We start from the raw sequence: 13138 nt of genomic DNA, 5'->3' as shown, positions 1-13138 counted from the left end.
GGATCCAGTGGCTCGATGGTGCGCCGCATCCTCCTCGGCTCCCAGCTCAGAAGGCTCCGCGAATCCAGGGGCGTCACCCGCGAGGCCGCGGGGTACTCGATCCGCGCCTCCGAGTCCAAGATCAGCCGGATGGAGCTGGGCCGGGTGAGCTTCAAGGCCCGGGACGTCGAGGACCTGCTCACGCTCTACGGAGTCACCGACCCGGCCGAGCGCGACGCCCTCCTGGGCCTGGCCCGGGAGGCCAACGTCGCCGGCTGGTGGCACAGCTTCGGCGATGTGCTGCCGGGCTGGTTCCAGACCTACGTCGGCCTGGAGGGCGCGGCCTCCGGCATCCTCGGCTACGAGGTGCAGTTCGTGCCCGGCCTGCTGCAGACCGAGGCCTACGCCCACGCCGTCGTCACCCGCGGCCAGCCCGGCGCACCGCCGTCGGAGATCGACCGGCGCGTCGCCCTGCGCCTGGAGCGGCAGAAGCTGCTCGTCGCCGAGCGCGGACCGGAGTTCCATCTCATCCTGGACGAGGCGGCGCTGCACCGGCCCTACGGCGACCGGGAGGTGATGCGCGGCCAGCTCCGCCATCTCACCGAGATGTCCGAGCACGCGCGGGTGACGCTCCAGATCATGCCGTTCTCGTTCGGCGGTCACGCCGGCGAGAGCGGGGCCTTCACCCTGCTGCGCTTCCCGGAGTCCGATCTCTCGGACATCGTCTATCTGGAGCAGCTCACCAGCGCGCTCTACCTCGACAAGCCCGAGGACGTCCGGCAGTACCGCCGCGTGCTGGACCGCCTGCGCGCGGACAGCCCCGACCCGGCCGCGAGCCGTGAACTCATCGGGAAAATCCTCCGGGACTACTGAGACATCAGTACGATGACAATCCGTCAGGAGTCCGATCCCTCCGCGGGCGCCCCGCCCGGCGCTCCGGTCTCCACGTCAGGGGTGGCATGTCCTACTTCGCAGATTTGGCCCACCAGTACATAGCCGGTGAGTGGAAGTCCGGCACCGGCTCGTGGGACATCATCGATTTCAACCCCTACAACGGGGACAAGCTGGCGGCCATCACCATCGCCACCGTCGACGAGGTCGACGAGGCCTACCGGGCCGCCGAGCAGGCCCAGCGCGCGTGGGCGGCCACCAACCCGTACACCCGCCGGGCGGTCTTCGAGCGGGCGCTCACCCTCATCGACGAGCGCCAGGAGGAGATCACCGAGGCGATCATCGCGGAGCTCGGCGGCACGCGCCTCAAGGCCGCCTTCGAACTCCACCTCGCCAAGGAGTTCCTGCGCGAGGCGATCCTGCTGGCGGTCCGGCCCGAGGGGCAGATCCTCCCGGCGGCCGCCGACGGCAAGGAGAACCGGGTCTACCGGCAGCCGGTCGGCGTCGTCAGCGTCATCAGCCCGTTCAACTTCCCGTTCCTGCTGTCGTTCAAGTCCGTCGCCCCGGCCCTCGCCCTCGGCAACGCCGTCGTCCTCAAGCCGCACCAGAACACCCCGATCGTCGGCGGTTCCCTGGTCGCGAAGATCCTGGAGGACGCCGGCCTGCCGCCCGGCGTGCTGAACGTCGTCATCACCGACATCGCCGAGATCGGCGACGCCTTCATCGAGCACCCGGTGCCCAAGGTCATCTCCTTCACCGGCTCGGACAAGGTCGGCCGCCATGTGGGTACCGTCGCCGCCTCCCACTTCAAGCGCTCGGTGCTCGAACTCGGCGGCAACAGCGCCCTGATCGTGCTGGAGGACGCGGACCTCGACTACGCGGTCGACGCGGCGGTATTCAGCCGCTTCGTCCACCAGGGGCAGGTCTGCATGTCCGCCAACCGCGTGCTGGTGCACCGCGCGGTCCTCGACGAGTTCACCGAGAAGTTCACCGCCAAGGTCCGCTCCCTCAAGGTCGGCGACCCGGCCGACCCGGAGACCCAGATCGGCCCGCTCATCAACCCCGCGCAGGCGGAGGCCGTCACCTCGCTGGTGGAGCGCACCATCGAGGCCGGCGCGACCGCCCTGGTCCGCGGCGGGAGCGAGGGCACCCTGGTCTCGCCCACCGTCCTCACCGATGTGCCGGAGGGCTCGGACGCCCTCTGCCAGGAGATCTTCGGCCCGGTGGTCGTCATCGTCCCCGTCGAGGACGAGGACGAGGCGGTACGGATCGCGAACGACACCCCGTACGGGCTCAGCGGCGCCGTCCACACGGCCGACGTCGAGCGCGGCGTGCGGGTCGCGCAGCGGATCGAGACGGGCATGATCCACGTCAACGACAGCACGGTGCACGACGAGCCGATCGTGCCGTTCGGCGGCGAGAAGCACTCCGGCCTCGGCCGGCTCAACGGTGACGCCATGATCGAGTCCTTCACCACCACCAAGTGGATCTCGATCCAGCACGGCAGGAGCGTCTTCCCCTTCTGACACCACCCGCACCACCCGCACCACCCACACCACCGCACCGAGGCCCGGGCCCAGCCGCCCGGGCCTCGGTGCTTTTGCCGTTCCCCCGTATGTTGCGGACAGGAGCTGACCGCAAGTACCCGTAGCGTGAGGGATGTTCCGAACAACCCGTACGCATCCGGCCCGGACCGGAGCGTACGCGTACAGAAAGGCCATCCCAACATGCCCACTCTCGTGGAAGCCGAGGCCCGCGGCGACGAGCGCAGCGCCCTCCTCGCCTACCTGGAGGCACAGCGCGGAGCGGTACGGCGCTCGCTGCTCGGCCTCACCGAGGAGCAGGCGGCGCGGAAGCCGAGCGTCAGCGAGCTCTCCCTCTCCGGCCTGCTCAAGCACCTGGTGGAGACGGAGGACGGCTGGGTGCGGACGGCCCGGGGCCTGAAGTACGCGACGGAGCGCGACGCCTCCAACTGGCACGAGAGCTTCGAACTGATCGGCGACGAGACGATCGCCGGCAAACTGGCCGAGTGGGACGCGGTCGCCGCCCGCACCGAGAGCTTCGTCCGCGAGGTGCCCGATCTCAACGCCGCCTTCGCGCTGCCCGAGGCGCCGTGGTTCCCGCCCGGGGCGGAGCGGTCGATGCGCTGGCTGGTCCTGACGCTGATCCAGGAGGTCGCCCGGCACGCCGGCCACGCCGACATCATCCGCGAATCCCTGGACGGGAAGACGGCGTTCGAACTGGTCGACATGGAGGTCGAGGCGGAGGCGGACCGCGGCCGCCGCAAACCGGCCACCGCCTGAGAACGGCCCTCCCCGCTCCGGCCGGACCCCGCCGTCTTGGCTAGGGTGACGCCGTACGGACCGGCGGCGGAAAGCGGCAGGGGGAGGACGGCCGATGTCGGCGACACGACTGCTGGTGCTGGGCGCCGTCCGCCAGCACGGCCGGGCGCACGGCTACCAGATCCGCGGCGACCTGGAGTACTGGGGCGCCCACGAGTGGTCCAACGTCAAGCCGGGGTCGATCTACCACGCCCTCAAGCAGATGGCGAAGGAGGGCCTGCTGCTGGCCCACGACACCGAGCCCAGCCCGGCCGGCGGCCCGCCGCGCACCGAGTACGAACTGACGCCGGAGGGGGAGCGGGAGTATCTCGCACTGCTCCGCGAGGCCCTGGTCCGGCACGACCAGAAGCCCGATCTGCTCACCGCCGGGGTCGGCTTCCTCGTCGACCTGCCCCGCGAGGAGGCCGTCTCCCTGCTGCGGCGCCGGGTGGCGGCGCTGGAGGCGTGGCGGGACGAGGTCGAGCGGGAGTGGCTGCCGACGGCGCCCCCCGAGGAGTGGGGCCACATCGGGGAGATCATGAAGCTGTGGACCCATCGCGCCGAGAGCGGCGCGGAGTGGACGCGCGGACTGATCGCCCGGCTGGAGGGCGGCGCCTATGTGATGGCCGGTGAGGGCGAGCGGTCCGTGCAGGTCCTGCCGGAGGGCGCGGAGAATCCGTTCGCGGACCGGGACCGGGACCGGGACAGGGAACGCGGCGGGAACCGGGACCGGAGCCGGGACGCCTGAGGGGGCACCGAGGGCAGACGGCCCGGGACCGGAGCCCGCCGGTCCCGGGCCGCCCCCGTCCGGTCGTCCCCCGCCCGGTCATCCCCCGTCCGGTCGTCCCCCGCCCGGTCATCCCCCGTCCGCGGCGGCCCCGGCCTTGAGCGCCCGGGTGAGCCGCACCACCCGCTCGGCCTGCACCCGTGCGGCCCGCAGCGTGGTCTCGTCCACCGGGTTCTCCCCCTGGCGTCCACGTGCGAGGTGCCGTACGGATTGCCGTCCGCGAACTTCGAGGGATCGGTGTAGCCGGGGGCCACCACCACCCCGCCGAAGTGGTAGATCGTGTTGTAGAGCGCGAGCAGGGTGGATTCCTGGCCGCCGTGCAGCGTCGCCGACGAGGTGAAGCCGCTGTAGACCTTGTCGGCCAGCTTCCCCTCGGACCACAGTCCGCCGAGGCTGTCGAGGAACTGCTTGAGCTGCGAGGACACATTCCCGTAGCGGGTCGGGGTCCCGAAGATCACCGCGTCGGCCCAGACCATGTCGTCCGGTCCGGCCTCGGGGATGCCGGCCGTCGCATCGGCGTTCGCGGCCCACGCCGGGTTGGAGTCCACCGCGGCCCGGGGCGCGAGCTCGGCCACCCGGAGCAGCCGCACCTCGGCCCCGGCCTTCGCCGCGGTGTCCGCGATCTCCTTGGCGACGGTGGTGTTGGTCCCGGTGGACGAGTAGTAGATGACGGCCAGACGCACGGCACTGGTCATGGAACGGCTCCTCTCATGTGACGAACCCCCCTGATCAGAGGGCGGACATTACCGCCTGCCCGGCACAGCGCCCCGCAAGCCCGCACCGGTGTCCGCCGGCCCCGCGCGGCGGGCCGCACCCCGGGCGCGGGGCTCCGGAACCCCCCGCGTTCGCGGGGCGTTGGTAGCTTGGGAGGGCTGTACAGTCGCCCCACGAACCGCGCCCGGGCCCCGCTTGAGCCTGCGCCCCGAACCTGGAGTCTCCCCTTCGTGACCACCATCGCGCTCGGCCCCAGCTGGCTCGACCCGGACTATCTGATCCAGACCTTCGGCCTGATCGGCGTGCTGGCGATCGTGTTCGCCGAGTCGGGCCTGTTCTTCGGCTTCTTCCTGCCCGGTGACTCGCTGCTCTTCACCACCGGTCTGCTGGTGGCGACGGACACGCTCAGCTATCCGCTCTGGCTGATCTGCGCGCTCGTCGTGGTGTCGGCGATCCTGGGGGACCAGGTCGGCTACCTCTTCGGGCGCAAGGTCGGACCGGCGCTGTTCAAACGGCCGGACTCCCGGTTCTTCAAGCAGGAGAACGTCGAGAAGGCGCACGACTTCTTCGAGAAGTACGGCCCGAAGTCCCTGGTCCTGGCCCGGTTCGTGCCGATCGTGCGGACGTTCACGCCGATCGTCGCCGGTGTGAGCCGGATGAACTACCGCTCGTTCATCACCTTCAACGTCATCGGCGGCCTGCTCTGGGGCGCCGGTGTGACGGTTCTCGGCTACTTCCTGGGCCAGATCGACTTCGTGCACGCGCACATCGAGAAGATCCTCATCCTGATCGTGCTGCTCTCGGTGCTGCCGATCATCATCGAGCTGCTCCGGGCCCGCGCCCAGTCCCGCCGGGCCGTGCCCCTCCCCGACGAGCCGGCCCTGGTCCGTCCCGAGCCCGCGCCGGAGCCGCACGACGGCCCCGAGGCGGCGTTCGGACAGCCGGCGCAGTCCGCACCCGCGTACGGTGCGCAGCAGCCCTACGGTCAGCCGGGCCAGTACGGCCGCCCGGACCAGCAGGGGCAGCCCGGCCAGTACGGTCAGCAGCAGTACGGTCAGCAGCCCCAGCAGTACGGCCAGCAGCCGCCGCAGCCGTACGGTCAGCCGGACCAGTACGGCCGGCCGGATCAGTACGGCGAGCCGGGTCAGTACGGCCGGCAGCAGTACGGTCAGCAGCCGCAGCAGTACGGTCAGCAGGCGCCGGACGAGTACGGTCAGCCGGGCCAGTACGGCCGGCAGCAGTACGGTCAGCCCCAGCCCCAGCCGCAGCCCCAGCCCCAGCCGCAGCCCCAGCCCTACGGCCGGCCGGACGAGTACGGCCGGCAGCCGCAGCCCTACGGCCGACCCGATCAGTACGGCCGGCAGCCCGACGCGTACGGACAGCCGGCGCAGTACGGCGAGCAAGGCCGGTACGGGCAGCCGGAGCAGCCCTGACAGCCGGGAGCGGGGCGGCCCGCCGGCAGCCCTTCACCGCCGCGGCCCGCCACCCGCTCCCCTCCGCGCCCGCCCGGTGGCCGGGGCCTGCCCGGCCGCCGTCGGCCGGGATCCGGATCAGAATCCGCGGGTGCGCTTGGCCGCCCGCCGCTCGCCCGTCTCGGCCTCCACCGTCGGCCGCTTGAGGAAGAGCCGGGCCAGCTCGCCACCCAGGTTCACCCCGATGGCGATGGCCAGCGCCAGCGCCACGGCCTTCGTCAGTGAGCCGAGGCCGGCGTTGAGATCGCCCTGCGCGACACCGAGCAGACCGAAGTAGGTCGCGCTACCGGGCAGCAGCGGCCCGATCGCGGCCGTGACGTACGGCAGCGCCGAGGCGTACCGGTAGCGGGACAGCAACTGCCCGAAGAGGCCCACCAGCCCGGCCGCCACAGCGGTCGCCGCCACCGGCGAGATCCCGCCGACATCGTTCATGGCGCCGTAGACGACCCAGGCGATGCCGCCGTTGAGGGTGGCCGCCAGCACAGTGGAACGTTCCTGCTGGAGCATGATGCAGAAGGCCAGCGCCAGCAGCATGGCCGCCACGATCTGGGTCACCGGCCGGTAGTCGCTGCCCAGCGACTCGGCCGCCTTGAGCCCGGCGCCCAGTTCCACGCCCACCACCAGGATGAGCAGCACCCCGGTCACGATGCCCACGATCAGATACACGACCTCCAGCAGGCGGGCGGAGGCCGTGATGTAGTAGCCGGTCAGCCCGTCCTGCACCCCCGCGACCAGAGCCCGCCCCGGGATCAGCGCGAACAGCCCACCCGTGATCACCGCGGACGGTTTGACCTCCGCGTGCACCAGCACCAGGGCCACGCCCATCGCGGCGGGCGGCATCGCGGCCGCCACGAACTGGTAGAACTCCGGGAGTCCGCGGCCCGAGGCCAGCCAGGCCAGCCGGTCACCGAGCATGGCGCCGGCCGCCGCCGCGAGGAAGACGAGCCAGCCGCCGCCGACGAGGGTGCTCGCCGATCCGGAGAGCAGTCCGGCGGCCAGGGTCAGCGCCCAGCCGGGGTAGGGGTGCCGGTTCCGCCGGATGTCGGCGAGCCGCCGGTACGCCTCCTCCAGCGTGATCTCGGCATCTTCCGTGGTGATGTCGTCCACGAGCCGGTAGACGGCCGACAGCCGGGTGTAGTCGGTCACCCGGCGGCGCACCGTCCGGCTGGCCGTCACCGGATCGTCCACCAGGGACGGCTGGTAGGTGACGGAGAGCAGCGTGAAGGTGACGGTCGGCTCGCAGCGGTCCAGCCCGTAGGCGTGCGCGACGCCGAACATCGCCGCCTCGACGTCCTCGGCTCCCTCGCCGCCCGCCAGCAGCAGTTCCCCGATCCGCAGCGAGATGTCCAGGACCCGGGGGACGGCGGGCCCCGATTCGTCCTCGTGGCGCTCCGCCCGCTCCGGCACCGGACGGTCGCCCACCGGCATCCGCAGCATGGTGCGCATGCGGTCCTGCCAGGGCTGTTCCTTGGACAGCCGGACGGCGGGTATGCCGTTCGGGGGAGTGAAGGCGGGGAAGGAGCTGGGCCGGCCCCGGCCGGTCCCCTCCGGCTGCCGCCCGCCCGGCGGTGCGAAGGCCGAGCCCTCGGGCTCGGGCGGCGGCTCCGGCGCCAGCCCCGTGGGGAGGGCGAACTCCGAGGTGGGGTGCTCCTCCTCCGGGGGCGGCGGCAGGGGGAGGCCGAGCGGTGGTGTGAAGGCGCTGCGCGCCTCGTCGGACTGCGGTTTGCGGTCCTCGGGTTCCTCCGCTCGCTCCGACCCGGGGGCACCGCCGTGCCGCTGGGCGTCCGCCACCACGTGCTCCGTTCCTCCTCGTAGAACTCGTATGCATCCCGCGCCCCTCAGGCCACCATGGCGCATTCCCGGGGCGCTCGCCCGGTATGTCCCGTCCGCCGGGTCCGGGCAGCGAGCGGGCGGCGCACCCCGAGGAGTGCGCCGCCCGCCCATACCACCGTCATACGGTGCCGCCGCGTCGGCGGCACCGTGGCCGGATCACTCCGGCGCGACCGTCGTCAGTGCGCCCCTCCGGAGGCCTCCAGGCGCTTGATCGACGCCTCGACCTCGGCCTCGGCCTCGGCGCGGCCCACCCAGTTGGCGCCCTCGACCGACTTGCCGGGCTCCAGATCCTTGTAGACCTCGAAGAAGTGCTGGATCTCCAGGCGGTCGAACTCCGAGACATGGTGGATGTCGCGCAGGTGCTCGACGCGCGGGTCCGAGGCCGGCACGCACAGGAGCTTGTCGTCACCGCCCGCTTCGTCCGTCATCCGGAACATGCCGATCGCGCGGCACTTGATGAGACAGCCGGGGAAGGTCGGCTCGTCCAGGATGACCAGGGCGTCCAGCGGGTCGCCGTCCTCGCCGAGGGTGTTCTCGACGAACCCGTAGTCGGCCGGGTAGCTCGTCGAGGTGAAGAGCCGGCGGTCCAGGCGGATACGGCCCGTCTCGTGGTCCACCTCGTACTTGTTGCGCGAACCCTTCGGGATCTCGATGGTGACGTCGAACTCCACGGGTGGCTCCTCCATGATCAGGCCATAATTCTGATGGTTAAGTGTCCCTTACGCGGGGGCGTGGGTGCGAAAGGGGCTGGTCCGAAGTGCCCGAGGCCGGATGGTGGCGGTACAGATGGCCCGTCGGCGGGTGGTTGGCCCTGCCGCCGTGGCACCTGGCGGCGGGTTCCGCCGTACTCGGGCTCGTCATGGCGGCCGGAGCGGTGACCGCGGCCGGCCCATGGGACTCCGGACAGCGTACGGCCGAGCGGGCCCGCGCGGCCCACTGGAACGGCGAGGGTGGTGAGCGTCACGATGGCCGGTCACCCGGCACGTCGGCCACGGACGAGTCGGCGCCCGCGGCCACCGCGGTCCTCGCCGCCCTCGGCGGCGCCACCGGCTCGTCCGGAGCCGCCCCGCCGCCCACCGCGACGGGTCTGGAGGACGCCCTCACCCCGCTGCTGGAGGACCCGGCCCTGGGCTCGCTGAGCAGCACCGCGGTGGCGGACGCCGTCACCGGCGAACTGGTCCATGGCACCCGGGCGCACACCCCGGCGGTACCCGCCTCCACCATCAAGATCGCGACGGCGGTGGCCGCCCTCACCGCGCTCGGCCCCGACCACCGGCTGACCACCGAGGTCGTCACCGGCTCCGGCGAGGGCGAGATCGTGCTGGTCGGCGGCGGCGACCCGACCCTCACGGCCCGCGGCTCCCGGCAGCCCGGCAGCCCGGCGAGGCTGCGCGACCTGGCCGACCGCACCGCGCGCGCCCTCAAGGAGGACGGCACCGGGAAGGCCGTCCTGGCGTACGACACCTCGCGCTGGTCCGGACCCGACCGGCACCCCATAGGGCTCAACGACAACATCGCCCCGGTCGTCCCGCTGAGCACCGACGCGGGCCGCCTCGACGACAGCCACCGCGGCCCGGCGCCCCGCTCCGCCGATCCGGCCGCCGACGCCGCGAAGACCTTCGCGGACCTCCTCCGCGACCGCGGCGTCAAGATCAAGGGGGAGCCCCGCCGCGCCAAGGCCGGAGAGGACGCCGAGCGGGTCGCCGCCGTCCGCTCCATGCCCGTCTCCGCCCTCGTCGAACGGGCCCTGACCAACAGCGACAACGACATCGCCGAGGCCCTCGCCCGGGAGACGGCGGTCGCCGACGGCAGACCGGCGAGCTTCACCGGCGCGGAGAAGGCCGTACGGGACCGGCTCGCCGAGCTGGACCTGCCGCTCAAGGGCGCCCGGTTCGCCGACGGCAGCGGCCTCGACCGGGACGGCAGGATCTCCGCGGCCCTCCTCGCCCAGCTGCTGGTCCGGGCCACCGACCCCGAGCGCCCCGAGCTCCGCCCGGTCCTCACCGGACTGCCCGTGGCCGGATTCAGCGGCACCCTCCGCAGCCGCTACGCGGACGCCTCCGCGGGCACCGGCATGGTCCGCGCCAAGACCGGTACCCTCACCGGCGTGAACGCCCTCGCCGGCACGGTCGTCGACGCCGACGGCCGGCTGCTGGCCTTCGCGTTCATCACCAACGGCAGCACCGACGCCCACGGTGCCCAGGCGGCCCTGGACCGCCTGGCCTCGGCCCTGGCCAACTGCGGCTGCCGCTGACCGCCCCGGCACGGCCGGACCCGCCCGGGAGCGCCGCGGCGGCGGCCGCCCGCGTGACGCCCGCCCCCCTCGCCCGGCGGGACGGACGGGACGGGCGGGGCGCACCGGCCCCGCCGGAGCCGCGGGAGGCGCCGGGCCGCACCCCCGACGTGCACTCCTCCCGCTCTCTCCGCGCGCCACGTACGGTGAAGTCATGACGAGTTTCGGCGGTGCCCAGATGGTCGACTGGAATCTCGCGGTCGCGACCGCGACCCGGCTGGTACGGCCGGGCCCCGAGGTGAGCCGTGACGAGGCACGCGCGGTCGTGTCCGAGCTGCGCCGGCACGCCCGCTCCTCCGAGGAACACGTGCGCGCCTTCACCCGGATGGCGGCTCCGCCCGCCGACGGTGTGGCACCGGCCCCCGGCGGCGGCACCCCGGTCCTCGTCATCGACCGGCCGGGCTGGATCCGCGCCAATGTGGCCGGCTTCCGCGAGCTGCTGAAACCCCTGCTGGAGAAGGTCGAGGGCCGCCGGGCCGGCCGCCCCGGCGGAGCCGTGCTCAGCGCCGTGGGCTCCAAGGTGACCGGCATGGAGCTGGGGGCCCTGCTCTCCTTCCTCGCTTCCCGCGTCCTCGGCCAGTACGAGACCTTCGCCCCGCCGGGCCGCGACCTGCCCGCCGGGGCGAACGGCGGCCGCCTGCTCCTGGTCGCCCCGAACATCGTCCACGTCGAGCGGGAACTCGACGTCGAACCGCACGATTTCCGGCTCTGGGTCTGCCTGCACGAGGAGACCCACCGCACCCAGTTCTCGGCCGTCCCCTGGCTCAGCGACCACATCGAGGGCGAGATCCAGACCTTCCTCGCCGAGACCGACATCGACCCCGGCACCCTTCTGGAACGCGTCCGCGAGGCCGCCCAGTCCCTCGCCGGCGGCCGGGCGGAGGGCGAGGCGGACGGCGGGCGCAGCTTCGTCGAACTGGTGCAGACCCCCGCCCAGCGGGAGGTCCTCGACCGCATCACCGCCGTGATGTCCCTGCTGGAGGGCCACGCCGACTTCGTCATGGACGGGGTCGGCCCGGACGTCGTCCCCTCCGTGGCGGAGATCCGCGAGAAGTTCCAGCAGCGCCGGGCGAGCGGTGCGGGTCGGCTGGACCAGGCCCTGCGCAAGCTCCTCGGCCTCGACGCCAAGCTCCGCCAGTACCGCGACGGCGAGCGTTTCGTCCGGGCCGTGGTGAAGGACGTCGGCATGGACGGCTTCAACCGGGTGTGGACCTCGCCCAACACCCTGCCGACCAAGGCGGAGATCGCCGCCCCGGCCGAGTGGGTCGCCCGGGTGCACCGCAAGGAGAGCTGACCCGCAGGTCCGCCCCTCCCCGTCCGGCCCCGCCCGCGAGCCCAGGCTCCGGTCCGGGGCCGATCCGGACCGGAGCCGGGGGCCGGGAGCCGAATGGAAGTCCTGCGGATCACCCGTCCGAGGGACCGTGCGACCCCGGAAGGCGTGCGATGCTCGGGTAATGGCTCGCCTCTGTCACCATCTACACACACAGTGTGACGGAAGGCCGAGTGCCGTCGGGCGGTCCACCGCCCCCGGTCCGCACGGCCCCCGAGACATCTCCCCCCTGACAGGAAGGGAACCGGACATGGGTCCCCATCCAGCGGTCGCGGCGATACGCCTGGCGGTCCGCCGCACGCTCCACGACCTCCTCGCCGAGCTCGCCGGCGCCGGCACGCTCGCCACTCCCTCCCCGCCCGCCTCTGCCTCCGCTCCCTCCGCCCCTTCCCCGACGCCGCCCGCAGCCCTGCCCGCCGGACGCCCCGAGCCGTCCGGCCGTCCGGCCCCGAGCGCCCCCGGCGCCCCGCTGGTGCTCGCCGCCTGCAGCGGCGGCGCCGACTCCGTCGCGCTCGCCTCCGCGCTCGCCTTCGAGGCCCCCAAGCTGGGCATCCGCGCCGGCGGGGTCACCATCGACCACCGCCTCCAGCCGGGCTCCGCGAAGCGCGCCGAGGAGGTCGCCGCACGCCTGCGCGAACTCGGTCTCGACCCCGTCGAGACGGTCGCGGTCGACGTCGGCCGCTCCGGCGGCCCCGAGGCCGCGGCCCGCGACGCCCGCTACGCCGCTCTGGACTCCGTCGCGGAGCGGTACGGCGCCCGCGCCGTCCTGCTCGGCCACACCCGCGACGACCAGGCCGAGACCGTTCTCCTCGGCCTCGCCCGCGGCTCCGGCATCCGCTCGCTCTCCGGCATGGCCGCCGTCTCCGGCAGGGACGGCCGCTACCGGCGCCCCTTCCTCCGGCTCGACCGGCAGACGGCGCGTACGGCCTGCCTCGCCCAGTCGCTGCCCGTCTGGGACGACCCGCACAACAGCGACCCCTCCTACACCCGCTCCCGGCTGCGCCACGAAGGTCTGCCCGCCCTGGAGAAATCCCTGGGCAAGGGCGTGATCGAGGCCCTCGCCAGAACGGCCCAGCTCTCCCGTGACGACGCCGACGCCCTGGACGTCTGGGCGGACGACGCCGAACGCTCCGTCCGGTCCGCCCCGGGCGGCGGTCCGGGCGGCGGTCCCGGGGGGGCCGATCCGGCCGGCGGCCTGGACGTCGCCAAGCTCGCCGTGCTGCCGCCGGCCATCCGGCGCCGGGTGCTGCGCCGCGCGGCCATCGCGGCCGGTTCGCCCGCGGGTTCGCTCTTCGCCCGGCACATCGAGGAAATGGACCGGCTGGTCACCGACTGGCACGGCCAGGGCGCACTCAACCTCCCCGGGCGCGTCGAGGTCCGCCGGCGGTGTGGCAATCTGGTCATCGGGCGGCGCGATCAGACCGCCGCCGAGCACTGAGCCGCCTCCCGACGCATCCTCCGGCCACCGCCGGGAACGAGTGCTGCCGGGACCGGGCCGTAACGACCGAGAGTGACACG

10 protein-coding genes and 1 pseudogene are annotated in these 13138 nt (G+C 73.2%); 8 read left to right on the top strand and 3 right to left on the bottom strand.

The window, feature by feature from the left end; all coding sequences use genetic code 11:
* The first annotated feature begins 15 nt into the window (after window positions 1–15).
* From LIX60_RS13805 to LIX60_RS13790, 4 genes are all read left to right on the top strand, one after another.
* Entirely contained in the window at window positions 16–852 is an 837-nt protein-coding gene (locus LIX60_RS13805; RefSeq protein WP_227958670.1) for a helix-turn-helix transcriptional regulator, read from the top strand.
* Between the two features lie 86 nt (window positions 853–938).
* A complete protein-coding gene (locus LIX60_RS13800) occupies window positions 939–2396 on the top strand; it encodes an aldehyde dehydrogenase family protein (RefSeq protein WP_227958669.1) in 1458 nt (485 codons plus the stop codon).
* A gap of 201 nt (window positions 2397–2597) precedes the next feature.
* Window positions 2598–3173: a DinB family protein gene (locus LIX60_RS13795; RefSeq protein WP_227958668.1), complete on the top strand. Its 576-nt coding sequence runs from the start codon at window positions 2598–2600 to the stop codon at window positions 3171–3173.
* Between the two features lie 94 nt (window positions 3174–3267).
* Window positions 3268–3939 (top strand): PadR family transcriptional regulator, encoded by a 672-nt coding sequence (locus tag LIX60_RS13790; RefSeq protein ID WP_227958667.1) that lies wholly within the window; start codon window positions 3268–3270, stop codon window positions 3937–3939.
* A 108-nt stretch (window positions 3940–4047) separates the two neighbouring features.
* On the opposite strand, the pseudogene wrbA reads toward LIX60_RS13790, so the two are convergent.
* Window positions 4048–4673 (bottom strand): annotated as a pseudogene (gene wrbA, locus LIX60_RS13785) (NAD(P)H:quinone oxidoreductase).
* Window positions 4674–4922: 249 nt separating this feature from the next.
* On the opposite strand from wrbA, the gene LIX60_RS13780 reads away from it, so the two are divergent.
* Window positions 4923–6125 carry a DedA family protein gene (locus LIX60_RS13780; protein WP_227958666.1) on the top strand — a complete coding sequence of 401 codons (1203 nt, stop codon included), beginning with the start codon at window positions 4923–4925 and terminating at the stop codon, window positions 6123–6125.
* 117 nt (window positions 6126–6242) lie between these two features.
* On the opposite strand, the gene LIX60_RS13775 is transcribed toward LIX60_RS13780, so the two are convergent.
* Complete coding sequence (locus LIX60_RS13775; protein WP_227958665.1) at window positions 6243–7955, bottom strand: threonine/serine exporter ThrE family protein; 1713 nt, start codon at window positions 7953–7955, stop codon at window positions 6243–6245.
* Window positions 7956–8173: 218 nt separating this feature from the next.
* A complete protein-coding gene (locus LIX60_RS13770) occupies window positions 8174–8668 on the bottom strand; it encodes an inorganic diphosphatase (protein ID WP_019707647.1) in 495 nt (164 codons plus the stop codon).
* 188 nt (window positions 8669–8856) lie between these two features.
* On the opposite strand from LIX60_RS13770, the gene dacB reads away from it, so the two are divergent.
* The 3 genes from dacB (at window position 8857) to tilS (ending at window position 13058) form a co-directional block, all read left to right on the top strand.
* Window positions 8857–10251 (top strand): D-alanyl-D-alanine carboxypeptidase/D-alanyl-D-alanine-endopeptidase, encoded by a 1395-nt coding sequence (dacB, locus tag LIX60_RS13765; protein ID WP_227962764.1) that lies wholly within the window; start codon window positions 8857–8859, stop codon window positions 10249–10251.
* A gap of 193 nt (window positions 10252–10444) precedes the next feature.
* Window positions 10445–11584 (top strand): zinc-dependent metalloprotease, encoded by a 1140-nt coding sequence (locus LIX60_RS13760; RefSeq protein ID WP_227958664.1) that lies wholly within the window; start codon window positions 10445–10447, stop codon window positions 11582–11584.
* A gap of 286 nt (window positions 11585–11870) precedes the next feature.
* Entirely contained in the window at window positions 11871–13058 is a 1188-nt protein-coding gene (tilS, locus tag LIX60_RS13755; protein ID WP_227958663.1) for a tRNA lysidine(34) synthetase TilS, read from the top strand.
* Window positions 13059–13138 lie beyond the last annotated feature (80 nt).

Source organism: Streptomyces sp. S07_1.15 (assembly GCF_020739505.1).
In the GTDB taxonomy this organism is placed as follows: Bacteria; Actinomycetota; Actinomycetes; order Streptomycetales; family Streptomycetaceae; genus Streptomyces; species Streptomyces xinghaiensis.
Note: the sequence above shows the minus strand (reverse complement) of the source record. Positions and strands in the feature narration are given on the sequence as shown.

Excerpts from the sequence above, each read along its gene's own strand:
- LIX60_RS13760 (WP_227958664.1), top strand. The coding sequence starts at position 10,445 with ATGACGAGTTTCGGCGGTGCCCAGATGGTCGACTGGAATCTCGCGGTC.
- LIX60_RS13800 (WP_227958669.1), top strand. The coding sequence starts at position 939 with ATGTCCTACTTCGCAGATTTGGCCCACCAGTACATAGCCGGTGAGTGG.
- LIX60_RS13805 (WP_227958670.1), top strand. The coding sequence starts at position 16 with ATGGTGCGCCGCATCCTCCTCGGCTCCCAGCTCAGAAGGCTCCGCGAA.
- tilS (WP_227958663.1), top strand. The coding sequence starts at position 11,871 with ATGGGTCCCCATCCAGCGGTCGCGGCGATACGCCTGGCGGTCCGCCGC.
- LIX60_RS13795 (WP_227958668.1), top strand. The coding sequence starts at position 2,598 with ATGCCCACTCTCGTGGAAGCCGAGGCCCGCGGCGACGAGCGCAGCGCC.
- dacB (WP_227962764.1), top strand. The coding sequence starts at position 8,857 with ATGGCGGCCGGAGCGGTGACCGCGGCCGGCCCATGGGACTCCGGACAG.
- LIX60_RS13790 (WP_227958667.1), top strand. The coding sequence starts at position 3,268 with ATGTCGGCGACACGACTGCTGGTGCTGGGCGCCGTCCGCCAGCACGGC.